We start from the raw sequence: 22,813 nt of genomic DNA on the forward strand, positions 1-22,813 counted from the left end.
TCGTTCGTGGGCTCGAACGCGGCTGACTGCGTCGGCGGTGCTTTGATACGAACGTAGCGGTTAGCACGGGTGAATGACGAAGGTCGGGCGCTCTGCGGTCGTGCTCGCGGCCGGATTACCCGCGAGCGCGACGACCGCCGTTCGCGACGCGCTCCCGGCAACCGGCGTCACGGTTCGTACCCGCGACGCCGACGGCGTCGACCGCGACGCGGCCCTCGGCGTGGACTGCGTCGTCCTCGGCGACGACGACGGAACCGTCGACGCCGTCGACCGGCTCTCGACGGTCCGCGACGTTCGCCCCGACGTCCCGGTCGTCCTCGTGCCGACCGACCCGAACCAGCGCGTGGCGACCGACGCGGTCGCCCGCGGCGTCGACGCGTACCTCCCAGCGGCGACCGTCGACGAGACCCCCGAAGCGCTCGCGGACGCGCTCGTCGACGCGGCGTCACTCCCGGAAGACGAGGACGCGGCCGCGGCGCGAGGTGACGCAGGAAGCAGCGAGGATGCCGGCACGACAGCTGACGGCGGCCGGACCACGGCCCCGGTTCCGGCCGCGGACGACCCGTTCGACCACAGGCCCGGCGTCCCGCAGGCAGCGAGCGAACTCGTGGACGCCGCACCCGTCGCGAACCGGCTCGTCGAGCTCGCACCGGACGCGATGTTCGTCGTCGACCGCCAGACGCAGACGGTCGTGGACGTCAACCAGGCCGCCGCCGACGTCCTCGGGTACGCGCCCGAGACGCTCCGCGGCGTCCACGTCACGGAACTCCACCCCGGCGACCCCGCGGACCTCACGACGCAGGTCGACGGCGTCCTCGACGACCGCGACGCCGTCGGCGAGCCGCGGTTCGACGCGCTCGACGGCCTCGAGTTCCGGACGCGACGCGGAGAGACCGTCCCGGTCGCCCTCCGCGCCGACACCGTCACAGTCGACGGCCGGACGCTCGTCGTCGCCGTCTTCCGGGACGTCAGCGACGAACGCGAACGCATCGAAGCGCTCGAACGAACCGAACGCCGCCTCCGGAACGTCACCGAGGCCGCGTTCGACATCGTGTTCCGCGTCGACGCCGACGGCGTGTTCGAGTCGGTGTCCGGGACCGTCGAAGCCGTCCTCGGGTACGAGCCCGCGGAGCTCGTCGGCGAACCGTTCTCCACCGTCATCGCGGACGAGGACGGCGACCGAGCGTTCGACGCGTTCGCTCGCGCTCGCGACGGGGACCGCGTCTCCGAACTTCAACTGACGGTCGTCGCCACCGACCAGCGCCGCCGTCACATCGAAGTGAACCTCGTCCCGGTGGTCGTCGACGGCGACGTCCGCGGGCTCGAGGGCGCGGCGCGCGACGTCACTCGCCAATACCAGCGCGATCGATTGCTCTCCGTCCTGAACCGCGTGCTCAGGCACAACGTCAGGAACGCCGCGACCGTCCTCACCGGGCACGGGGACGCACTCGCAGATGCCGCCCTCGACCCCTCGGTCGAGCGGCACGTCGACGTCATCAAGGAGACGAGCGCCGACCTCGTCGCGCTCGGCGAGAAGTCGGCGCGACTCCGACGAGCCGCTCGGAACCGCGACGGTATCACGGACGCGGACGCTGCGACCGCCGTCCGGGGTGCCGTGGCGCGCGCCGAACTCGACCCGGCGATACTGTCGGTCGAGGGGTCCGCCGTGGTGAACGTCGGCGGGGAGCTCGAGTTCGCCGTTCACGAACTCCTCGCGAACGCCATCGAGCACGGCGGCGACGTCACAAGCGTCACGGTCGAGGAGCGGGACGCGTTCGTGTCCGTCACGGTCGTCGACGACGGCGACGGCATCCCCGAGCAGGACCGACGCGTGCTCGAAGGCGCGGAGGAATCCCCGCTCGAACACGGGAGCGGCCTCGGCGTCTGGCTCGTGAACTGGATCACGAGCACCGGCGGCGGACACGTCACCGTCGACACCGGCGACGCCGGGACGCGCGTCGAACTCCAGCTCGCGAAAGCGGACCGCTGACTCCCCGCTACCACCGTCGAGGCCGCCGCAGTCACCGAGTTAGCCGGCGAGTAACCAGACCGCGACGCCCGCGGTCGCGATACCGGCGACCGTCCGCAGCGACGCGGACTCGTTCAGGAAGAGCACCGCGATGACCGCCGCGACCACGAAGTAGAGCGCCGAAACCGTCGTCACGACGCTCGTACTCCCGCGGTCCAGACCGACGTAGAACGCGACCGCGCCGACGCCCGCGAACACGCCGGCGACCGCCGCGATACCGATCCCGCGCGTCGAGAACTCCATCGAGGCCGGGCGCGACAGCACGTACCCGAACGCGATTGCCGCACCCGTCCCGTACGACACCACCATCGCCACCTCCGGCGACACGTGGTCGGTCGCCATCTCCGCAATCACCGACCAGACGCCCCACGTCACCATCGCCAGCAGTCCGTACGCGAGCGAGGAGCTGAGCATCGACGACGTTACCGCGCGTCCTCGACGACGCCGACGAGCTCCTCGGCGCGCGCCGTGATCTCGTCGTAGTCCTCGCGTTCGAGTGCGTCGTCGGGGACGAGCGAGCCGCCGGCGCCGACCATCTCCGCGCCGGCCTCGACGTACGCTGCCGCGTTCTCCGGGCCGACGCCGCCCGTCGGCATCAGCGGAATCTGCGGGAGCGGGCCCTTGATGCTCGACAGATGACCGGGGCCGTACGAGGACGCCGGGAACACCTTGCAGAGGTCCGCGCCCGCCTCGTACGCGTTCAGGGCTTCGGTTGGCGTCGCGACGCCGGGGGCGACCGGAATCCCGTACCGGTTGCAGGTCTCGACGACGCCTTCGTCGAACGTCGGACTGACGACGAACGACGCCCCCGCGAGCTGGACCTGTCGCGCCGTCTCCGCGTCCAGGACCGTGCCCGCGCCAACCACGACGTCGTCGCCGCGATAGTGATCGGCGAGCGCCTCGATGGCCGCTAGCGAGTCGTCGCTCCCCATCGTCACCTCCATCGCCGTCACGCCGCCGTCGCGGAGCGCGTCACCGACCGCTCGAACGTCCGACGCGTCGACCCCTCGAAGTACCGCTACGACGCCGCTCTCGCGCATCCGCGAAACCGTCTCGTTCATGTCGCCCAGTCCACTCGGCGACGACATAAACCCACGCACCACGGCGACGTTCGCGACCCGCGCTGGCTTCCGTTGCGCGGAAGCCGCGGGCGGTCACGTGGTCTCCCTGACTCGCTCGAAGTACTCGGCCTGCCGCGCGACGTCCCACGCGAGGTCCGAGAGGACGTGCACGTACAGCACCACCGCCGACACCACGGCCAGTCCCACGAGCCCGGCCGCGAGGAGTGTGGCGACGAGCACGCCCGCGAGGACGGCGTGCGAGAGCAGTCGTTCGAGCGGCCACACCTCGTCCGCGTCGAATATCTCGTCCTGCGCGAGGAACGCGCGCCGCGGGTCGGTCGCGCACGCCCGCAGCGCTCGCCAGTTCCCGGCGTTGTAGCGCGCCACCAGGAAGTGGTCGAAGTCGATGGCGACGCCGAGCACGACCGCGTACGCCACGACGGCCACGGCCGGGAGGACCGTCGGGACGAACGGAACCAGCGCTGCGCCCGCGACGAGCGAGAGCGCCGCGTGGTGACTCGAGTACATCACTCGACGACGAGGGCCGCCGATGGTTTGAATCGAACGTTGTCGTCGGACTCGGCGGCGGACGTCACAATAGCCAAGACGCTGGCGGTCGGTGATGGAACCATGTGGGGTCTCGTTCGGCGGTTGTTGACCGTGCAGACGCTGTTCGCAGTCCTCGGACTGTACGTGCTGGCGGCAGCGAGCGCGCTCGCGTTCCTCGACCTCGGGGACGCTGGCACGCTCCTCGCGTTCGTGACGCTCGCGTTCTCCGTCGTCGCCATGGGCGTCCTCGGGGCGTACGTCCGGTGGATCCGCAAGCAGGTGGCGGACATGAACTCGCCGCCGCCGGACTGGGAACGCGACCGCGTCGTCGAGGACGAGTGAGCGACCACGACCCAACCGCGCCGTCGAAAACTTTACTGGATTGCGAGTAAACCATGGGTTATGGGAGTCGACTACGCCGACCTACACGACCCGAACGCGGAGTACACCATGCGCGAACTCTCGGGCGAGACGATGGGCGTCACACGAGACCGCGGCGGCGGCCGCGACGTCGAGATCACGGACGTCCAGACGACGATGGTCGACGGGAACTTCCCGTGGACGCTCGTCCGCATCTACACCGACGCCGGCGTCACCGGCACCGGCGAAGCGTACTGGGGCGCTGGCGTCCCCGAACTCATCGAGCGCATGAAGCCGATGATCGTCGGCGAGAACCCCCTCGACATCGACCGACTCTTCGAGCACCTCGTCCAGAAGATGAGCGGCGAAGGGTCGGTCGAGGGCGTCACCGTCACCGCCATCTCGGGTATCGAGGTCGCACTCCACGACCTCGCCGGGAAGATACTGGACGTCCCCGCCTACCAGCTCCTGGGCGGGAAGTACCGGGACGACGTCCGCGTCTACTGCGACTGCCACACCGAATCGGAAGCCGACCCCGAAGCGTGCGCTGACGAGGCCGAGCGCGTCGTCGAGGAACTCGGGTACGACGCCCTCAAGTTCGACCTCGACGTCCCGAGCGGCCTCGAGAAGGACCGCGCGAACCGTCACCTCCGCCCCGGCGAGATCCGTCACAAGGCCGAGATCGTCGAGAAGGTCACGGAGCGCGTGAAGGACCGCGCCGACGTCGCGTTCGACTGTCACTGGACGTTCTCGGGCGGGAGCGCGAAGCGACTCGCTGACGCCATCGAGGAGTACGACGTCTGGTGGCTCGAGGACCCGGTCCCGCCGGAGAACCTCGAGGTCCAGGAGGAGGTGACGAAGTCGACGACGACGCCGATCACGGTCGGCGAGAACCGGTATCGCGTCACCGAGGAACGCCGCCTCATCGAGAACCAGGCGGTGGACATCGTCGCACCCGACCTCCCGAAGGTCGGCGGGATGCGCGAGACCCGGAAGGTCGCGGACGTCGCGAACCAGTACTACGTCCCGGTCGCGATGCACAACGTCTCCTCGCCGGTGGCGACCATGGCGAGCGCGCACGTCGCCGCCGCCATCCCGAACTCGCTCGCGGTCGAGTACCACTCCTACGAGCTCGGCTGGTGGGAGGACCTCGTCGAGGAGGACGTCATCGAGGACGGCTACATCACGGTCCCCGAGCAGCCGGGCCTCGGCGTGACCCTCGACATGGACGCCGTCGAGGAACACATGGTCGACGGCGAGACGTTGTTCGACGAGGCGGTCGTATCGGGAGGCGGTGAGTGAGTGCAAGCAACTGGTCGCGAAGGTGGGTGGAGTGCAAGCAACTGGTCGCGAGAGTGGACGTATGGTTTTTCGCTGCGAGGTCCTCTAGTCATTCGAAGCACACGTCGGCACGGTGTTCTTCGGACTGCGTTGGCGGTTCACCCGGGCCCCGTCGTGCGACGACGACCAGGAATCCAGTATGACAGAGGACGCTCGGGCGGACGAGGCGGACGACGCGCGGCGCGAGGAGCCAGGGCGCCCTGGGTCGTCGGGAGAAGGCGTGGCGTCGCGAGTATCGAATCTCGGTCGCGACCGCGTCGCGCTCTGGGTCGTCGCGTTCGCGTTCGCCGTCGCGTTCGCGTTCATCGTCTGGCAGTACGTCGGGACGGTGGTCGTCGGCGTGTTCGCGTACTACGTCTCCCGCCCGGTCTTCAACCGCCTCGTTCACCCGCGAATCCGGTCGCGGACGCTCGCAGTTGCAGCGACGCTCCTCACGGTCGGACTCCCGGTGCTCGCGCTCGTCGCGTGGACGGTCCTGGTCGCGATCCGGTCGCTCGCGGACGTCCTCGACAGCGACCTCGGCGGGCAACTGGCAGCGCTCGTCGAGCCGTACGCCGACCTGAACGAGATCTTCACCGAACTTTCCGCGACCGCGCGGACGATCCTCTCGGACCCGACCCAGCTCGCGAACCTCGAACTCGGGTCGAGCCTCACGCAAGTCCTCGACCTCCTGCTGGGAACCGTCGGCCAGCTGTTCAACGTCCTCCTGCACGCGTTCATCGTCCTCATCATCACGTTCTACCTCCTGCGGGACGACTACCGGCTGGCGGCGTGGGGGCGTGCCACCTTCGTCCCCGAAGGCGGCGTCCTCGAATCGTACTTCGTCGCCGTGGACCGCGACCTGAAGAACGTGTACTTCGGGAACATCCTGAACGCGCTCCTCACGGGGTTCCTCGCGGTCGTGACGTTCGTCGCACTGAACGTCGTCTCGCCGGCGTCAGCGAGCATCCCCGAACCCGTGCTCGTCGGGCTCCTCGTCGGCGTCGCGAGCCTCGTCCCCGTCATCGGCATCAAGCTCGTGACGCTCCCGCTCGCGGCGTACCTGTTCGCGCTCGTCGCACTCGAGGGCGCGACCGGGCTCTGGTTCCCGGTCACGTTCCTCGTCGTCTCCTTCGTCGTCGTGGACTACATCCCCGACCAGTTGCTCCGCCCATACGTGAGCGGGCGGACGCTCCACGTCGGCGCCGTGATGCTCGCGTACACGCTCGGCCCCGTCCTCTTCGGGTGGTACGGCATCTTCCTCGGGCCGCTCGTGCTCGTCTTCCTCTTCGAGTTCGCGCGGATCGTCGTCCCGTGGCTCGTCGACCCCGACGCCCCGACCGAGTTCGCGTCCCCGCCGGAACCCGAACCGCTCGCGCCCGGGGACGACGCGGACGACGTGGACGACGCGGGCGACGCCGACGACGCGGACGGCGAGGAGGCGGCGACGGACGCCAGCGTCACCGAGAGCGTCGACGCTCCCTCGGGCACTGAAGACCCCGCAGAGTAGTGGTCGCGTCCGCGTCGCGTCCCCCATTGCCGGCTCGCCGTCACTCCTCGACGTTCGCGTACAGTCTGACGAGCCCGCACTCGGGACACATCCCGGCGTCGACGGGGACGGTCTCGTCCACCCCGAGTTTCCCCAGCAAGCCTTCCTTCTTCTCGCCGGTGCGAACGTGTGGTTTCCAGGCGTCCTGCATCCCGAAGTCGACCGCTTCGAGCGTGACGCCGCAGTCCGGACAGCGATGATTCATGCACGGCACTACTCCTGTCTGTCTCTTGAAAATACGGGTTCGCGCGCCGGTACGACCGGTCACGGAGGGCTGGACGGCGCGGCGACCGACCGCTCAGCAGGTCGACTTCGGGTTGACGCCCATCTCCGTGAGCGAGTCGGCGTACTCGTCGTACGCGAGCTGGACGACGTACTCGGCGGTCGCTTGCGCGCGCTCCCAGTCCTCGTCGGTCTCGCAGATGTCGTCCAGCACGGCGAGCCCGCGTTCCAGTTCGGCGTCGGTGTCGGCTTTGAGGTCGCGGAAGAGGTTCGCGCCGGTCTCGTCGGCCTCGTTCACGTAGAATCCGACGACCTGCGTGTGCGCGCGGAGACTGACGAGCGGTCGGCCGACGAGCGCGCCGGCGACGCGCGAGACCGCGTCGTCGCGCTCGCGGAGGTAGCCGTGGACCGCACCGGCGTGGTCGGGCTCCGGTCGCGCACCGAGACGCTCGCAGACGCGGTCGTAGTGCTCGGCTTCCTGGTCGGCGACCGCCTCGAACGCCACCCGTGCGCGGTCGTCGTCCTCCATCGACGCGAGCGCCTCGAACGTCTCGCGCGCCAGGTACTCGCTCTCGGCCACGGCGCCGAGTATCGTCGACTCGGAGAGGTCCGCGTCGGTGAGCGCGATGAGGTACTTCGAGGACCCGAGGCGGTCCAGTTGCGACTGCTTCTCGCGCTCGACGGTCTCGCGGAGGGCTGGTGCGTCCATGCCCGGTGGATTCGAGCGCGAGGGCTTGAACTTTATCTCACCACGTCCCGTACGGGGACGTATGACTCCGCAGGACGTCTCTGACGCGCCGACGGTGACGCCGCGAGCGCTCGCGGACCGCGTCGCTCGCGGGGACCACGTCACCGTGCTCGACCTCAGGAACCGCGACGAGGTCGAGGCGTGGCGTATCGCCGGGCCGAACGTCGACGTCGAGCAGGTGCCGTACGCGCGGTTCGTGCAAGCGCAGGTGACCGGCGGCGTCGCCGACCTGGTCGCGGACGTCGACGAGCCGGTCGTCGTCGTGTGCGCGGTCGGCGAGGCGAGTGCGGAGGTCGCGAACGCGCTCGCGGACGACGGCGTCGACGCGGTCCACCTGGAGGACGGCATGGAGGGGTGGGCGCGACTCATCACCGCCACGGAGACGGAGACGACCGCGGGCACGCTCGTCCAGTACGACCGGCCGTCCTCGGGGTGTCTGAGCTACCTCCTCGTCGCGGGCGACGAGGCGGTCGTCGTCGACCCGCTACGGGCGTTCACGGACCGGTACGCGCGCGACGCCAGCGACCGCGGCGCGAACATCGTGTACGCCATCGACACGCACGTTCACGCGGACCACGTCTCCGGCGTCCGGAACGTCGCTCGCGGCACCGACGCGCAACCGGTGCTCCCAGAGGGCGCTCGCGAACGCGGCCTCACGTACGGAGCGCGACCCCTCGCAACTGGGGAGACGCTCCAGTTCGGCGACGCCGAGCTGCGCGCGGTCGGCCTCCCGGGGCACACCTCGGAGATGACCGGAATCGAGTTCGGGGACGTCGTCCTCGTCGGTGACTCCGTGTTCGTCGAGAGCGTCGCGCGACCGGACCTCGAAGCGCAACTCGCCGCGGACCCGGAGGCCGCCACGGAGGAACTCGCCGAACGCCTGTACCGGACCGTCACCGAAACCCTCGGCTCGCTCTCGCCCGGAACGCGACTGTTCCCCGGGCACCACGAACCGGGCGTCGCGCGCACCGACGACGGGACGTTCGCCATCACGGTCGAGGGCGTTCACGACCTGCTCGACGACATCGGTCGGGACCGCGACGCGTTCGTGGACGCGGTCCGCTCCGAGTCCCCACCACCGCAGAACTACGAGCGCATCATCGACGTGAACCTCGGCCGGGAAACCATCGACGACGAGACCGCGTTCGAACTCGAACTCGGCCCGAACAACTGCGCAGCGGACTGACGTCGTCCTCGAGGACGGCGTCGGTCACCGCGCCACTGCTCGGCGGAGCGTATCAGGGAACGTGAAGAGAAACGGCGACAGCGGCGTCTCGCTCTGGTCAGTCGCGCAGGAACTCGGTCACGCCGCCGAAGAGGATGACGCCGGCGAACACCGAGCCGATGAGCAGCAGGACGTCCAGCTGGACGTAGAACGCGACGAGCACGAACACGACTCCGTTCACCGCGGCGAGACCCTGGTTGGTCGAGTCCCCGTCGAACGTCGTGAACGGCGTGGCGAACAGTCCACCGGCCGCGAACGCGAGGAGCGAGGCGAACAGCGTGGTGACGATACCGGCCATACGCCACGGAACGACGTCTCGTTATAAAAGCCGTGCGGAGTCGCCTCGTCGTGCGCCCAGCGACCCGCTCGTCCGGTGCGCGGTCGCGGTCAGTCGTCGGCGGCCGCGGCGTCCTCGGTCATCGCCTCGACGTCGCCCTCGATGCTCGGCGGGTACTTCCCGCGGTCGAGCTTCAGGTCCGAGTTCGGGCGCGCCATGCACGTCAACGCGTACGCCTCCTTCTCCTCGTCCGTGAGGCCGCGGGCAGCGGGCTGGGTGACCTCGCCCTCGACGATCTCCGCCGAGCACGCCAGACACATCCCGACGCGACACGAGTACTCCTGGGCGATACCTTCCTCGATGCATCGCTTCAGGATGGTCTGCTTGTCGGAGACGGTGATGGACTCGCCCGTCCCAACGAACTCCACGGTGTAGTCGGTCATACCGGCGTCTTCTGCCAGCGCGAAGAAAACTCTTTATGCCTATTCTGGCGGTCCGTTGGCGACGGAATCGCACGTAAAGTTTCTTCATCGTGGCGCGATTCTCCGGGCGTATGACCACGCACGAGTACGACGTCGTCGTCGTCGGCGCCGGCACATCCGGTTGTTACGCCGCGGCGACGGTCGCCCGCGCGGGCTACGACGTCGTCGTCGTCGAACGCAAGACCGAGGCGGAAGCCGGACACATCGCGTGCGGCGACGCCCTGAAGGGCGCGGACGCGTTCCCCGAAGCCATCCCGAAGTCGAAGATCCAGTCGGCGTTCACGAACACGGACGTCGACCACGGGCGCTTCGAGATACCCCAGGAGGACACCGTGCTCGACATCCCGGTGCCGGGCGAGCTCGCGGTCATCGACCGCTGGGAGTACGGACGCCTCATCATCGAAGGCGCGACCGAAGCCGGCGCCGAGTTCCACTACGACACCGTCGTCCAGGACGTCATGCAGGCCGACGACGGCCAGGTCGCGGGCGTCCGCGGGAACCGGAGCGGTGACGTCGTGACGTACGACGCGGACGTCGTCGTGGACGCCGCCGGGTCGCTCTCCATCCTCCAGGACAAGGCCGACCTCGAAGGTGCGACGTTCGATACGAACGTGAACTACTCGCAGTTCTGCTCGGCGTACCGCGAGATCGTCGAGGTCGACGAGCCAGTGGAGTGGTCGGACGCGCTCGTGTTCAAGCCGACCGAGCGCGCGGCGGGGTACCTCTGGTACTTCCCGCGGACGGAGACGGAGATAAACGCCGGGCTCGGGTTCCAGATGACGGAGGAGCCGATGCAGCTCGTCGAGGACCTCAAACGCGACCTCCGCAGTCGCCCGGAGTTCCAGGGGGCGGAGGTCACGGACAAGCTCGGGGCGGCGCTCCCGACGCGACGCCCGTACGACTCGGCGGTCGCGCCGGGGTTCGTCGCGGTCGGTGACGCCGCCGGGCACGTGAACCCGACGACGGGTGGCGGTATCGCGGGTGCGGCGTACGCCGGGAAGTACGCGGCCGAGCAAGCGATCGGCGCCATCGAGGACGGCGACGTCGGCGAGGCGGCGCTCTGGGAGTACAACGAGCGCGTCATGGAGCACTTCGGCGGCCGGTACGCGGCGCTGGACGTGTACAACATCCTGTCGACCGCGGTCGACGTCGACGACCTCATGGGCCTCATGGCGGCGCTCCCGGGGGAGAACCTCGCGGAGGCGCTCTACGAAGGGTCGACGAGCTTCGGGCTCCGCCTCAAGCTGAAGGCGGCGATCAAGAGCTTCGGGTACTGGGGGCAGATCTACAACTTCTACAAGACGAAGAACGTCGCCGACGACCTCCTCTCGCACTACGAGGACTACCCGAGTTCGCCGGACGCGTTCGAGATGTGGCAGAGTCGCCGCGACGACATCATGGAGGACGTGTACGCGACGACCGGCGCGGACCCGAAGTACTGACCGGACCGACCCTGAACGTCTCTCGTTCGTCCTCGATACGCGACCGGTTCACCGGCCGACGTGCGCGTTGACCTCGTCGGGTCGTCTCTCGCCGTCCTCGAAGCCGGCGGTGTGGCGGGCGAGCGCGAGCACGGCGAGTGCGTTCCCGGCGAGCACCGGGGCTGCGGGTAGCCACGCGTCGACGCTCGCGGCGACCGCGAGTGCGACCAGTCCTGCGAGCGCGTACGTGAGGACGCCAAGTGGTCGGGCCCACGTGCTCGTCCGCCAGAGGCCGCCGGCGACGACGAGGCCGACGACCGCGACCAGTACGCCGAGTCCCGCGATGACTGCCGGGACCTGACCGGTGTTCGCGTAGTCGGTCAGGACGGTGACGAGTGCGACGAGGAGGGCTGCGCCGAGCACGGACCAACACGACAACAACGTCAGCGCGAGCGGGCGACGTGGCATACACCGAACCAGTCAACGAAGCAAGAAAAAGCGGCGGCCTGACAGTTCAGCGACGGGTCGCCGGGGCATCACACCCGACGTCCACATCGACGACGCCCTCGCAGGCACAAACCGGGGCTCTCCCCGGACCGAGAGCGCGGCTCACCGGAAGCCGGTGCCGATGTCGGTCGCGTGCTTGTCGCTGGTGTCCGTGCGGCCACCGACCTCCACGTCCTCGGACGCGAGCAGCGCGACGACGCCGATGGCGTTGATGCCGGCCATGACGCCGCCCACGAGTGCCGTCGGCGTGGAGTCCAGGTTCGTCGCTATCATCATGCCGAACACGACTGCCGCCCCGACGTAGATGGGGACGGCGAGCTTGCGCGCGGTCGGCCGCATCACGAACACGCCAGTCGACGCGCCGACGACGAGGAATCCGCCGACGAAGTAGCCGACGACCGCCAGCAGCCCCCCTGGTGTGAAGTGGAGGCCGATGAGGAACTCCAGCAGGCCGACCGAGAGCGCGAATCCGCCCGTGAGGAGTCCGCAGACGGCTGCGACCGCGGTACCAGTCGCACGTTCTTTTCGCTTTGCCATACACGCATCAATACGCCACATTATAATAAAATTTCCGCAGTTGAACTTTGAATTATTCCATAACCTGTGTTGTGTGTTCGGCAGCGGTGGTTACGATGCGATGACTGGCACGTGATGGTCGGGATGGAGGAAAGCTGGTCGGTCGGATCGTGTCAGGGACGACGTTCGGCGACGCGTTCGATGGCGCCGACGAGGACGTCGACGCCGACGGGGAGCGAGTCCTCGTCCACGTCGAACGTCGCGGTGTGGTGCCCGCCCGGGTGGTCGGTGCCGACGCCGACGTAGCACGCGAGCCCGCCGCGGTCCTGTACGGACTGCATGAGGAAGGTCGCGTCCTCGCTCCCGCCGAGCGCGTCGCGCTCGACGATCGACGTGACGCCGTCCGCGCCGTCGGCGGCGTCCATCACGAAGTCGACGAGCGCCTGGTCGCTCGTCGCGCTCGGCGCCTGCCCGCCGAGTTCCACGTCGAACTCGCAGTCGTGCATCCGTGCGGCGCCCGCGACGACGTCGCGGACGCGGTCGCTCATGTAGTCCTTCAACTCGGTCGTCTCACCGCGTACCTCGACCTGTGCACGGACGTCCTCCGGGATGATGTTCGACGCCGTCCCGCCCTCGACGACGCCGGCGTTCACGCGCGTCGCCCCGTCCGAGTGGCGACTGATGCCGTACATGTTCTGCACGGCGGCCGCCATCGCCTGCATCGCGTTCCGGCCCTCCTCGGGTTTCGCGCCGGCGTGCCCGGGCGCTCCGTGGAAGTCGACGTCGAGGTGCTCGACCGCGAGGAACCCGTCGATGCCCGCGACCACCTCGCCGGTGGGGTGGTCGAGGCCGAGGTGGAGCGCGTACAGGTAGTCGACGTCGTCAATGTGTTCGCTCGCCGCCATCGCCTTCCCGCCGCCGATGACCTCCTCGGCGGGCTGGAAGAACACCTTCAGCGTCCCCGAGAACTCGCTGTCGCGGATGGCTTCGACGACGCCGAGCCCGATGGTCGCGTGCCCGTCGTGCCCGCAGGCGTGCATCGCGCCCGTCTCCGAGCGGAATCCCTCCTTCGCGGGGAGGTGCTCGTCGTCGGTCGACTCCGCGCGTGGCAGCCCGTCGATGTCGACGCGGAGACCGACCGTCGGTCCGGGGCCGCAGTCGACGACGGCGACGCAGCCGGTGTAGCCGCCGTCCATCGCCGCGAGCGTGTCCTCGTCGACGCCCGCGTCCCGGGCGCGTTCGAGCCAGTCCGCGAGTTCCGCGTCCTCGGGGACGGCCATCCTGCTGTCGCCGTCGAGCGCGTCGCGACCGACGTACAGCTCGTCGACGCCGATGGCTTCCAGTTCCTCGACGATCCGTGCCGTCGTCCAGAACTCGCGCCACGCGGGCTCGGGGTGTCGGTGGAACTCGCGTCGCAACCCGACCAGGCGGTCGCGGTCGATGTGGGACATGCGTGGTTCGAGGACCGCCGCGCACTTAACTCGCACCGACGCGGTGACCCGCGTCGTCGGTCGACCACCCGAGCGGGTTGCTCGTCGGGCGACCATCCGACACTAATGTGCGCAACAGAACTCGGTAGAGAGGTGCCGAGACGATGTTTAAGAGGTCTTGCGTTCAATATATCCGTATGACTGTCGAGACGCTGGAGACGCTCGGAATCGAACGGATGGACGAGGATGACATCAGGGACTTCCTGTCGAGTCACGGCGTCGGTATCCTCGCGCTCTCGACGGACGACGCGCCGTACGTCCTCCCGATATCGTTCGGGTACGACGGCGACCGAGGGCTCTACTTCACGTTCGTCGCCGGCGACACCAGCCGGAAGGCGGACCTGAGCAGCGGCGAGTCTCGCGCGACGTACCTCGTCTACGCCGCCGAATCCCCGTTCCACTGGCGGAGCGTCGTCTGCGAGGGACGCATCCACGAGATCCCGCGTGGCGAGTGGGAGGCGCACGACGAGGCGATGCAGGACAACGCGTGGCATCCCGACGTGTTCGAGCGCGCGTTCGAGACCGAGCGCGTTCGCGTCTACCGGTTCGACGTCGAGGACTGGTCGGGGCTGCGACACACTGGCCTCCCACCGGACCTGGAGCACCCGGAGCGCTGAGCGAGCGCGTCCCGACCGGCGATTCCGCGGACGGGACCGGGACGCGGCACTTATCTCTCGCGCCAACGTATGCGATTCATGTCACGAATCGCGCTCGGGCGCGCCATCGTCGTCTCCGTCTACCGCGAGGCGCGCGCCGAGAACCTGACGTTCATGGCGGGGAGCGTCGCGTACCACGCGTTCGTCTCCCTGCTCCCGTTCCTCCTCGTCCTCCTCGTCGCCGTGCAGGCCGCGACCGACGGCGCTGTCGCTCGCGACGTCGTCACGGGCATCGGCGGGTACGTCTCCCCGAACAACGGCGCGCTCCTCGCCGACGCGGTCGTCGAAGCGAGCGCGAGCACCGGTCTCTCCATCCTCGGCCTCGTCACGCTCGTCTGGGGGACGCTGAAGGTGTTCCGGACGCTCGACAAGGCGTTCTCGGACATCTACGAGAGCGAGGCCGCGAACCCGCTCTCGGACCAGCTCTCCGACGGCGTCGTCGTCCTCCTCGGCGCCGGCACCGCCGCGGCGCTCGCCGCGCTCGCCGGCACCGTCGTCTCGCTCGACGGCTCCGGGCTCGTCGGCCAGGCCGTGGTCTGGCTCGCGTTCGTCGCGGGACTCGCGCTCGCGTTCTTCCCCATCTACTACGTGTTCCCGGACGAGGACGTCACCGTCCGCGAGGTCCTCCCCGGCACCGTCTTCGCGGCCGTCGGGTGGGCGACGCTCGAATCCGCGTTCCAGACGTACGCCACTCTCGCGGGCTCGAACGATGCCTACGGTCTCCTCGGTGCCGTCCTCCTCCTCGTGACGTGGCTGTACGTCTCCGGGCTCGTCGTCCTCCTGGGCGCCGCGATCAACGCCGTGCTCGCCGGGCGGAGCGAGGACGTCGACCCGCTCCCGTGGCCGGGGACGCCCGCGGCCGCAGCGCTCGCGAACGGCGGCACCGCGACCGTCGACCACGGCGCGGCACTCCTCGAGGGGCTCACTGACGGCGCGGACTCGGGCACCGTCACCGACCTGTCCTCGGCCGACCTCGTGGCGCTCGCGTCAGCGCTGGAATCCGCCGAGCGCGCGACCGTCGTCGTCGACGGCACGGAGTACTCGCTCCCGCGACCGACGACCGCGACCGCGGAGACGACAACCGTTGCACGCCCCGGCATCTTCGGCGGCCCCGAGGCGCGCTCGGAACTCCGCCTCGTCTGGACGACCGACGAGCGCTGAGCCGGTCGCAAGCCGACCGACCGGCCTCGGATCGGACAGCTGTCGACCGACAGACGCTGAGCCGGTGGCTTTTCACGGTGCGAGCGACACCGCCCCGGTATGCATCGCTGGGCGCGACTGCTCCGCGTCATCCTCGTGCGGTCGTACCGCGAGGCGCGCGCCGAGAAGGTGACGTTCCTCGCCGGCTCGATCGCGTACCACGCCTTCCTCTCGCTGCTCCCGTTCATGCTCGTGCTCGTCCTGCTGCTGGACGCGTTCGCGACCGAGGCGCTCGCGGACCGCGTCGTCGAACTCGTCGGCGGGTACTTCACGCCGCAGACGGGCGCTCTCGTCGCCGAGACCGTCCGCGAGGCCTCGAAGAACTCCCAGTTGACGTTCGTCGGGTTCGGGGCGCTCGCGTGGGGGATGCTGAAGATATTCCGGAGTCTCGACGTCGCGTTCTCGGACATCTACGAGAGCGAGGCCGCGAACACGACGCTCGACCAGCTCACCGACGGCCTGTTCGTGCTCGTCGCGTTCCTCGCCGCTGTCGCGCTCGGTGCGACCGTGGACAGCGTTCTCCCGGCCGCCCCGGACGGCGCGCTCGGGCAGACCGTCGCCCTCGCGGGCGTCGTCGCGGGACTCGCGCTCGCGTTCTTCCCCATCTACTACGTGTTCCCGGACGAGGACGTCACCGTCCGCGAGGTCCTCCCCGGCACCGTCTTCGCCGCCGTCGGGTGGGTGGCGACCGAGGCGGCGTTCCGGCACTACGCGCGCTTCGCCGCGAAATCCGACACGTACGGCGTCGTCGGCGTGGTCGTCCTCCTCCTCACGTGGCTCTACATCTCGGGGATGGTCGTCCTCATGGGCGCCATCCTCAACGCCGTCCTCGCCGGGCGGAGCGAGGACGTCGAACCCATCGACTGGGACGCCTACCGCGCGCCGGGCGCGAGCGCCGCGACGGACGGCATGGCTGGCGACGCGGACCACGCGACGGACGCATCGTCGACCCGGGAGTCCGACGCGGACGTGACTGCCGCCAAGAACGCGCTCGCCGCCGCCGTCGCGGACGCGGACGGAGACACGGACGTGACGCTCGCCGTCGACGACACCACCGTCACGCTCCCCGTCCCCGACGCCGTCGGCACGCACGAGCACGTCACGGGCGACGGGACCGGGAAACCAGAGGACAGTCGTGACGCCAGCAGCGAGTCAGCGGACGCGCAGCGACCCGACGACGACCGACCAGGAGGCACCGGCGCGAGCGCCCGCAGTCGCCTGGCACTCCACTGGAGCGACGACGACTGACCGGTGTGGTCCCCGCGAACAGACTCCGAAACGCGAGTTCGAGCGACGCCGAATAGAAGAACCCGATTACAGCGGGCGCTGGCCCTGCGAGCGAACGTTCTCGACCTCGACCGCGACGTGGACCGACGACGGGAAGTCCCAGTCCGCGATGCTGCGCGCGAGGCCGTCGTGCCCGACGACCTCGACGGTACGCTCGTAGACGGTGTACTCCCAGTTCCCGAAGGAGTCGTCGCCCGCGACGGACTTCTCCAGGGGAACGCGGAGCTCTGTCGGTGGATTCGAGTGCGGTCCCTTCAGTTCCGCGCCCTTCCGGGACGCGGTCTGCTTGATGTCGGCGACCACGCCGTCGAGCGCGGCGCGGTCCCCGCTCGAGAGCGTGAGGCGTGTGACGAAACTCATTCCTGTACGAGCAGTCTCGGGCAACGACCTAAAGCACAACGGAACGCTCTCCGATATTCTCTTAAATCGGGGTGAATTACGTACCTGCAATGACAGTCGAAGCTACGAGCGCGGGCGCCATCCTCTTCCGGGATACGCGGGGCCAGCGCGAGTACCTTCTCCTCAAGAGCCGTCCCGGGGACTGGGAGTTCCCGAAGGGCGGCGTTGAGGGCGAAGAAGAGCTGCAGCAGACCGCGATTCGAGAGGTAAAGGAGGAAGCCGGCATCCACGACTTCCGGCTACTGGACGGGTTCCGCGAGGACTACGACTACGTCTTCGAGGCCGGCGGGAAGACCATCCACAAGACCGTGCACCTGTTCATCGCGAAGTCCTACGAGGCCAGCGCCGAACTCTCGACCGAGCACCGCGACCTCCAGTGGCGCGACTACGAGCAGGCCGTGAACACCGTCACGCAGGACGGTCCGCGCGAGATACTCGAACAGGCCCACGAGTACCTGAACGAACTTCAGGAGGAAGACGAGATATAGCGGGCCGACGGCGGTCGCCGCGGTCCGGGTCGCGAGCGACTGCTCACGGCCGTCCGTCGTCCTGTTCGCTCGAACTGGTTTCATCACCGTCGCCAGCGGGGTTCCGGCGAGGCGCGTCGTCGCTGGGTGCCTTCGCGAGCAGGGTTCGCACGAACCAGATGCCCGTCACGACGGTCGCTCCGAACCCCGCGAGGACGAGCCAGACGGCGATGCCGCTGTAGTCGATATCGAGGACGAGTTCGCCGACGCCGACGAGCAGGAGCGATAGCAGCAGGCACGCGAACGCCAGCAATCGACGGATGGAGTGGAGGGATTTCGCGGTGGACACGCCGGGAACGTGTCTGTTCTTCGGGGTAAGGGTACCGAAACGGCTTCGGCGTTCGGGGGCGGAGTCGGTCGCGTGAGTCTCCCGGGTGCGGATGCGGAGTTCCCGTTCGAGTTGGCGACCTGTCGGTGGGTGGAGCGCGAGTGGCCGCCGTCGGGCGAGCGCGACAGCGCGGTCCTCGTCGCGCGCCAGCTCGGCACGCAGTCGCGACGCTGGGACACCGTCGTACTGGAGTGCGACCTCGCGGGGCTGACGGCGCGCGCCGCGTTCGGGCCGGACGCGTTGTCGTCGAACCAGCTGCACGTCGTCCGGCACGCGCCAGCCGACTGGGAGTACTATCGGGACGCGCTCCCCGACCCCGGGTACCCGTGGCGGTACGTCCGCGAGAGCGTCCACGCGCTCTCCGCGCGCGGCGCGCTCGAGCACCGGAAGCGCTCCGGGCGCATCGAGATCCGACGCATCGGCCCGTACCCCGAGGAGTGGGTGCGGCGTATCGTCGCCGTCGAGAACAAGCCCGATCTCGACAAGACCGCAGCGCGTGCACTCGCGGACCAGCTCGAGACGGACGTCGCGCTCGCGCTCGCCGACGAAGCGTGGGTCGCGGTGCGCGCGAACGAGGACGTGAACGAGCGCCTCCTGCTCGAAGGGCTCCCCGTCGAAGCCGGTATCCTCGCGGTCTCTGACGCCGTCGGGACCGACGCCGACCGCACGAGCGCCGAGGTCCTCTGGCATCCGCGAACGCTCGCCGTCGACGACCCGGGGACGCGCATCCTCGAGAACCCCAATCCCGCGGATTCAGCGAGCGGGTACGACGCGTCCGCGGCGCGCTTCGAGTACGCGGACGTCGACTGGAAGCGCCGGAAGCGCCTCGCCATCGCCGAGCGCGCGTACGAGCGCGGCTGGCGGTCGTACGTCGACGCGATGCGACCCGACTGCCGGCACTTCGCGCTCGAAGCCGCGGGCGACGGCCTCGTCCCCTGGTGCGAGGCGAAGGGGCGCTGTCAGACGAGCGCCGAATGTCGCGGCGCGTGCAACGAGTTCGAGCCCGAACCGCCCGCGTGGCGCACGCGAGGATGGCCCATCGACGGCGGCCCCGGGAAAGGCGTCCGCCGCGTGCTCGACCGCAGGAAAGAACGGCGACGACCGGCGCCCGACGACGACTGACCGCTCGGTCGGGGTCGCCGTCGCCGTGCGCAGTCAGTCCTCGGACACCGAGACGTCGAGTTCGTCGCGGTCGACCGCGAGCCGGAACGTCGGCACGGTCGTGTACACGACCTCGACGACGCCCTTGCGTTTGAGCGCCTGGAGCGCCGACCGGACGTCGTCCGTCGACGGGTCGACGTCGTACGCGTCCCGGAGCGCGTGCAGGGTCCCGACCACGCTCTTGCCGTCCTCGTCCGCCGCCGGCACGACCTCCACGAGCTGCGCCTGGAGGCGCGGCACGCGGACCGCGGTCGTCGTTCCGTCGTCGCTCGACTCGACGCCAGGGTCCACGTCGACGAGTTCCGCGGCGTCCGCGGTCGCCCGGATGAGGCTGTCGTCGTCCCGGTAGTAGTACTCCTTCAGTTCGTTCTCCAGGTAGCCGTGGACGTCGCTCCCGCTGTCCATCCCCCATCGTTCCTGTAGCTCCCCGTTCTTCGTCGGCTGGAGTTCGACGATGTCCGCCAGCCGCTCGCGTGCCTCCTCCGAGAGCGTCATCACGTACCGGTACAGGCGGCCCGTATTTCCCGCTTCTGGAGTCCACGCGACGACCGGCCGACGCCGCAGCGGCCGAGGACCGGGTGGACTTGGCGGTACCACTAAGGACCCGACGGTTGTCACTCAGTATCATGGGTCGAACGTTGACGTACGAGCACGTCGAGACCGCGCTCGCGGAGTTCTCGTACCCGATCGTGCGGGACGACGTCGCAGCGGAACTCGCGGACGTCACCGTCACGTTCGAGGAGGGAACCGAAGCGAACCTCGGCGCGCTCGTCTCCGAGACGGACAGCGACGCGTTCGACGCCGTTGCCGACCTCCACGAGGAACTGGACGACGTCGTCACCGCCGACGTCGAGCAGTGACCGCCGGCCGGCACGCGTCCATCGGTGCGAGGGGACCGATAGCAGTCTGGAAGCGGACGACTTAACAGGACGGCCGGTCGTAGCCCGGGCTAAGAATGGAGTTCTGTGACGAATGCGGTTCGATGATGAAGACCGAAGGCGACCACTGGGTGTGCGGGAGCTGCGGGCACGAACAGGGTCGTGACTCGGAGAAAGAGGAGGAGATGGTGACGACGGAAGGCCAGGAGCACTCCGAGGTCGTCGACATCAGCGGCGCCGAAGAGAAGGGGCTACCGCGGACGACCGCGCACTGCCCGAAGTGCGACAACGACCGTGCGTACTACTACATGCAGCAGATTCGAGCGGCCGACGAGTCCGAGACGCGGTTCTTCATCTGCACCGAGTGCGAGCACAAGTGGCGCGAGGACGACAACTAGCGCGGCGACGCTCTCGCTGACCTCGTTTCGAGTGCCGGCCGGAGAGAAACTTCTTTGTCGTCCCTGCAAGACTTGCGAAACGAGATGGATTCCCTCGAAGACGTATCCGAGGTCGCGTTCGAACCCGACCGCGAGTTCGTCGAATCGACGAACGTGTACGAGTTCATGCAGACCTACGGCATGAGCGACTACGACGAACTGATCGAGCGGACGTCGACCGAGGTCGACGGGGAGCCCGAGAGCGGCGTCGACTGGTTCTGGGACGAGCTCGTCGACTACCTCGACGTCGAGTTCTACGAGGACTACGACTCGGTTCGAGACGACACCGACGGCCCGCAGTTCACGGACTGGTATCCCGGCGGCGAGTTGAACATCGCGCACAACACCGTCGACCGGTGGGCCGCGCCCGACGCCGAGCAGCGGAACAAGGTCGCGTGCATCTGGGAGGGCGAACCCGGTGACGTCCGCGAGGTCACCTACCACGAACTCCACCGGCAGTCGAACAAGGTCGCGAACTACCTCGAGTCCGTCGGCATCGAGACCGGCGACACCGTCGGGCTGTACATGCCGATGGTGCCGGAGGTCGTGAGCATCCTCTACGGGTGCTTCAAGGTCGGCGCCATCGCGGTCCCCATCTTCAGTGGGTTCGGCGTCGACGCGACCGCAACCCGTATCGCGGACTCGGAGTGCTCGGTGCTGTTCACGGGCGACGGGTTCTATCGTCGCGGCGGCGAGGTGACGCTGAAGGACGCCGCGGACGACGCCATCGACGAGGCCGGGCACGTCGAGCACACCGTCGTCTTCGAGCGCCTCGGGCTCGTCGACAGCGACGACGAGTCGGTGCCGTGGACGAGCCGCGACGAGACGTGGAGCGACGCCGTCGAGCCGCAGGACGACGACTACGACACGAAGTCCCTGGATAGCGACCAGGAGTCGATGCTCCTGTACTCCTCGGGGACGACGGGGAAGCCGAAGGGTATCGTGCACACGCACGCCGGCGTCCAGCTGCAGTGCGCGAAGGAGCTCTACTTCGGGTTCGACCTCAAGCCCTCGGACCGCTTCTTCTGGGTGAGCGACATCGGGTGGATGATGGGGCCGTGGACGCTCATCGGGAACCACTCGTTCGGGAACACGATGTTCATGTACGAGGGCGCGCCCGACCATCCCGAGCCCGACCGGTTCTGGGAGATGATCGACCGCCACTCCCTCACGCAGTTCGGTATCTCGCCGACCGCCATCCGCGCGCTCCGCAAGCACGGCGACGAGTGGCTCGAAGGCCACGACCTCTCCAGTCTCCGATTGCTCGGCTCCACCGGGGAGCCCTGGGACCCCGAGAGCTGGCAGTGGTTCCTCGACGAGGTCGGTGGCGGCGACGCCCCTATCATCAACATCTCTGGCGGCACGGAGATCTGCGGGTGCTTCCTGATGCCGATGCCGATAAACGACCTCAAACCCTGTACGCTCGGCGGCCCCGGCCTCGGCATGGACATCGACATCGTCGACCAGAACGGCGAGTCCATCAAGGACACGAACGAACGCGGGTTCCTCGTCGCCCGCGATTCGTGCCCGAGCATGACGAAGTCGCTTTGGAGCGGCGACGAGCGCTATCTCGAGGAGTACTGGAGTAACTGGGAGGACCTCTGGGACCACGGCGACTGGGCGCAGATGGACGCGGACGGCTTCTGGTTCCTCCACGGTCGCGCGGACGACGCGCTCAACGTCGCCGGTCGGAAGGTCGGCCCCGCGGAGGTCGAGGGCGCACTCATGGAGCACGACGCCGTCAACCAGGCCGCCGCCGTCGGCGCCCCCGACGACACGACGGGGACCGCGGTCGTCACGTACGTCGTCCTCGAGGACGGCGTCGAGGAGTCCGACGACCTCCGCGAGGAACTCCGCGCGGTCGTCGGCGAGGAACTCGGGAAGCCGTTCCGCCCGCGGGAGGTCCTGTTCGTCGACGAGTTCCCGAAGACCCAGAGCGGGAAGATCATCCGGCGCGCCATCGAGGGCGTCTACACCGGCGAGGAACTCGGCGACATGAGCAGCATCGAGAATCCGGAGGCGTTAGAGAAGGTCGAGAACGCTCGCTGACGCCATCGTCGCGCTGCCGCGGCTTCGTGGGCTCGGGCTGGCCGTCGGGTTGACGTGTAAACGCTCGGTTATTCGGCCGTTTCTCTCCACCCTATACATGTGACAGTGGGTACCATTGGCACGGTCCGATGGTGC

General features: G+C 68.8%; 27 protein-coding genes. 14 read left to right on the top strand and 13 right to left on the bottom strand.

Annotated features, from left to right (window positions below):
• The first annotated feature begins 73 nt into the window (after window positions 1-73).
• The gene (locus ACZ48X_RS17340) at window positions 74-1,990 is read left to right on the top strand and encodes a PAS domain-containing protein (protein WP_336348507.1); all 1,917 of its coding nucleotides are present in this window, start codon (window positions 74-76) and stop codon (window positions 1,988-1,990) included.
• A gap of 39 nt (window positions 1,991-2,029) precedes the next feature.
• On the opposite strand, the gene ACZ48X_RS17345 is transcribed toward ACZ48X_RS17340, so the two are convergent.
• The 3 genes from ACZ48X_RS17345 to ACZ48X_RS17355 all read right to left on the bottom strand — a co-directional run bounded on the left by ACZ48X_RS17345 (window position 2,030) and on the right by ACZ48X_RS17355 (window position 3,618).
• Complete coding sequence (locus ACZ48X_RS17345) at window positions 2,030-2,443, bottom strand: EamA family transporter (RefSeq protein ID WP_336348506.1); 414 nt, start codon at window positions 2,441-2,443, stop codon at window positions 2,030-2,032.
• 8 nt (window positions 2,444-2,451) lie between these two features.
• On the bottom strand, window positions 2,452-3,090 hold the full coding sequence (locus tag ACZ48X_RS17350) for a bifunctional 4-hydroxy-2-oxoglutarate aldolase/2-dehydro-3-deoxy-phosphogluconate aldolase (protein WP_336348505.1): 639 nt from the start codon (window positions 3,088-3,090) through the stop codon (window positions 2,452-2,454).
• Window positions 3,091-3,183: 93 nt separating this feature from the next.
• Complete coding sequence (locus ACZ48X_RS17355; RefSeq protein ID WP_336348504.1) at window positions 3,184-3,618, bottom strand: hypothetical protein; 435 nt, start codon at window positions 3,616-3,618, stop codon at window positions 3,184-3,186.
• A 102-nt stretch (window positions 3,619-3,720) separates the two neighbouring features.
• Between ACZ48X_RS17355 and ACZ48X_RS17360 the strand changes: the two genes are divergently transcribed.
• The 3 genes from ACZ48X_RS17360 (at window position 3,721) to ACZ48X_RS17370 (ending at window position 6,829) form a co-directional block, all read left to right on the top strand.
• Window positions 3,721-3,981, top strand: a complete 261-nt coding sequence (locus ACZ48X_RS17360; RefSeq protein ID WP_336348503.1) for a hypothetical protein — start codon at window positions 3,721-3,723, stop codon at window positions 3,979-3,981.
• A 60-nt stretch (window positions 3,982-4,041) separates the two neighbouring features.
• A complete protein-coding gene (locus ACZ48X_RS17365) occupies window positions 4,042-5,301 on the top strand; it encodes a mandelate racemase/muconate lactonizing enzyme family protein (protein ID WP_336348502.1) in 1,260 nt (419 codons plus the stop codon).
• A 178-nt stretch (window positions 5,302-5,479) separates the two neighbouring features.
• Entirely contained in the window at window positions 5,480-6,829 is a 1,350-nt protein-coding gene (locus tag ACZ48X_RS17370) for an AI-2E family transporter (RefSeq protein ID WP_336348501.1), read from the top strand.
• A 40-nt stretch (window positions 6,830-6,869) separates the two neighbouring features.
• Here ACZ48X_RS17370 and ACZ48X_RS17375 read toward each other — a convergent pair whose 3' ends face one another.
• Window positions 6,870-7,073, bottom strand: a complete 204-nt coding sequence (locus ACZ48X_RS17375) for a hypothetical protein (RefSeq protein WP_336348500.1) — start codon at window positions 7,071-7,073, stop codon at window positions 6,870-6,872.
• 93 nt (window positions 7,074-7,166) lie between these two features.
• A complete protein-coding gene (locus ACZ48X_RS17380; protein WP_336348499.1) occupies window positions 7,167-7,799 on the bottom strand; it encodes a rubrerythrin family protein in 633 nt (210 codons plus the stop codon).
• A gap of 61 nt (window positions 7,800-7,860) precedes the next feature.
• Between ACZ48X_RS17380 and ACZ48X_RS17385 the strand changes: the two genes are divergently transcribed.
• The gene (locus ACZ48X_RS17385; protein WP_336348498.1) at window positions 7,861-9,024 is read left to right on the top strand and encodes an MBL fold metallo-hydrolase; all 1,164 of its coding nucleotides are present in this window, start codon (window positions 7,861-7,863) and stop codon (window positions 9,022-9,024) included.
• Between the two features lie 97 nt (window positions 9,025-9,121).
• Here ACZ48X_RS17385 and ACZ48X_RS17390 read toward each other — a convergent pair whose 3' ends face one another.
• On the bottom strand, window positions 9,122-9,361 hold the full coding sequence (locus ACZ48X_RS17390) for a hypothetical protein (protein WP_336348497.1): 240 nt from the start codon (window positions 9,359-9,361) through the stop codon (window positions 9,122-9,124).
• Between the two features lie 89 nt (window positions 9,362-9,450).
• Window positions 9,451-9,783, bottom strand: a complete 333-nt coding sequence (locus ACZ48X_RS17395) for a 2Fe-2S iron-sulfur cluster-binding protein (protein ID WP_336348496.1) — start codon at window positions 9,781-9,783, stop codon at window positions 9,451-9,453.
• Between the two features lie 110 nt (window positions 9,784-9,893).
• Here ACZ48X_RS17395 and ACZ48X_RS17400 point away from each other — a divergent pair, with 110 nt between their 5' ends.
• On the top strand, window positions 9,894-11,264 hold the full coding sequence (locus tag ACZ48X_RS17400; protein WP_336348495.1) for a geranylgeranyl reductase family protein: 1,371 nt from the start codon (window positions 9,894-9,896) through the stop codon (window positions 11,262-11,264).
• 48 nt (window positions 11,265-11,312) lie between these two features.
• On the opposite strand, the gene ACZ48X_RS17405 is transcribed toward ACZ48X_RS17400, so the two are convergent.
• The 3 genes from ACZ48X_RS17405 to ACZ48X_RS17415 all read right to left on the bottom strand — a co-directional run bounded on the left by ACZ48X_RS17405 (window position 11,313) and on the right by ACZ48X_RS17415 (window position 13,717).
• Window positions 11,313-11,711: a hypothetical protein gene (locus ACZ48X_RS17405; protein WP_336348494.1), complete on the bottom strand. Its 399-nt coding sequence runs from the start codon at window positions 11,709-11,711 to the stop codon at window positions 11,313-11,315.
• A 141-nt stretch (window positions 11,712-11,852) separates the two neighbouring features.
• Complete coding sequence (locus ACZ48X_RS17410) at window positions 11,853-12,287, bottom strand: hypothetical protein (RefSeq protein WP_336348493.1); 435 nt, start codon at window positions 12,285-12,287, stop codon at window positions 11,853-11,855.
• 152 nt (window positions 12,288-12,439) lie between these two features.
• Window positions 12,440-13,717: an amidohydrolase gene (locus tag ACZ48X_RS17415; RefSeq protein ID WP_336348492.1), complete on the bottom strand. Its 1,278-nt coding sequence runs from the start codon at window positions 13,715-13,717 to the stop codon at window positions 12,440-12,442.
• A 176-nt stretch (window positions 13,718-13,893) separates the two neighbouring features.
• Here ACZ48X_RS17415 and ACZ48X_RS17420 point away from each other — a divergent pair, with 176 nt between their 5' ends.
• The 3 genes from ACZ48X_RS17420 to ACZ48X_RS17430 all read left to right on the top strand — a co-directional run bounded on the left by ACZ48X_RS17420 (window position 13,894) and on the right by ACZ48X_RS17430 (window position 16,860).
• A complete protein-coding gene (locus ACZ48X_RS17420) occupies window positions 13,894-14,373 on the top strand; it encodes a pyridoxamine 5'-phosphate oxidase family protein (RefSeq protein ID WP_336348491.1) in 480 nt (159 codons plus the stop codon).
• Window positions 14,374-14,451: 78 nt separating this feature from the next.
• Window positions 14,452-15,573 carry a YihY/virulence factor BrkB family protein gene (locus tag ACZ48X_RS17425; protein WP_336348490.1) on the top strand — a complete coding sequence of 374 codons (1,122 nt, stop codon included), beginning with the start codon at window positions 14,452-14,454 and terminating at the stop codon, window positions 15,571-15,573.
• A 99-nt stretch (window positions 15,574-15,672) separates the two neighbouring features.
• A complete protein-coding gene (locus ACZ48X_RS17430) occupies window positions 15,673-16,860 on the top strand; it encodes a YihY/virulence factor BrkB family protein (RefSeq protein ID WP_336348489.1) in 1,188 nt (395 codons plus the stop codon).
• Between the two features lie 66 nt (window positions 16,861-16,926).
• Here ACZ48X_RS17430 and ACZ48X_RS17435 read toward each other — a convergent pair whose 3' ends face one another.
• Window positions 16,927-17,259 carry an uS10/mL48 family ribosomal protein gene (locus tag ACZ48X_RS17435; RefSeq protein ID WP_336348488.1) on the bottom strand — a complete coding sequence of 111 codons (333 nt, stop codon included), beginning with the start codon at window positions 17,257-17,259 and terminating at the stop codon, window positions 16,927-16,929.
• An 89-nt stretch (window positions 17,260-17,348) separates the two neighbouring features.
• Between ACZ48X_RS17435 and ACZ48X_RS17440 the strand changes: the two genes are divergently transcribed.
• Complete coding sequence (locus tag ACZ48X_RS17440) at window positions 17,349-17,786, top strand: bis(5'-nucleosyl)-tetraphosphatase (protein ID WP_336348487.1); 438 nt, start codon at window positions 17,349-17,351, stop codon at window positions 17,784-17,786.
• Window positions 17,787-17,829: 43 nt separating this feature from the next.
• Here ACZ48X_RS17440 and ACZ48X_RS17445 read toward each other — a convergent pair whose 3' ends face one another.
• Window positions 17,830-18,114: a hypothetical protein gene (locus tag ACZ48X_RS17445; RefSeq protein ID WP_336348486.1), complete on the bottom strand. Its 285-nt coding sequence runs from the start codon at window positions 18,112-18,114 to the stop codon at window positions 17,830-17,832.
• Between the two features lie 72 nt (window positions 18,115-18,186).
• On the opposite strand from ACZ48X_RS17445, the gene ACZ48X_RS17450 reads away from it, so the two are divergent.
• Complete coding sequence (locus ACZ48X_RS17450; RefSeq protein ID WP_336348485.1) at window positions 18,187-19,275, top strand: DUF5787 family protein; 1,089 nt, start codon at window positions 18,187-18,189, stop codon at window positions 19,273-19,275.
• A 33-nt stretch (window positions 19,276-19,308) separates the two neighbouring features.
• Here ACZ48X_RS17450 and ACZ48X_RS17455 read toward each other — a convergent pair whose 3' ends face one another.
• A complete protein-coding gene (locus ACZ48X_RS17455; protein ID WP_227131527.1) occupies window positions 19,309-19,809 on the bottom strand; it encodes a DUF5797 family protein in 501 nt (166 codons plus the stop codon).
• Window positions 19,810-19,940: 131 nt separating this feature from the next.
• On the opposite strand from ACZ48X_RS17455, the gene ACZ48X_RS17460 reads away from it, so the two are divergent.
• From ACZ48X_RS17460 to ACZ48X_RS17470, 3 genes are all read left to right on the top strand, one after another.
• Entirely contained in the window at window positions 19,941-20,174 is a 234-nt protein-coding gene (locus ACZ48X_RS17460; RefSeq protein WP_336348484.1) for a DUF5789 family protein, read from the top strand.
• Window positions 20,175-20,269: 95 nt separating this feature from the next.
• Window positions 20,270-20,590, top strand: coding sequence for a transcription factor S (locus tag ACZ48X_RS17465; protein WP_336348483.1), 321 nt, complete (start codon window positions 20,270-20,272; stop codon window positions 20,588-20,590).
• Window positions 20,591-20,674: 84 nt separating this feature from the next.
• The gene (locus ACZ48X_RS17470) at window positions 20,675-22,678 is read left to right on the top strand and encodes an AMP-binding protein (protein ID WP_336348482.1); all 2,004 of its coding nucleotides are present in this window, start codon (window positions 20,675-20,677) and stop codon (window positions 22,676-22,678) included.
• Window positions 22,679-22,813: the final 135 nt, after the last annotated feature.

It is taken from the genome of Halorubellus litoreus (assembly GCF_055378595.1).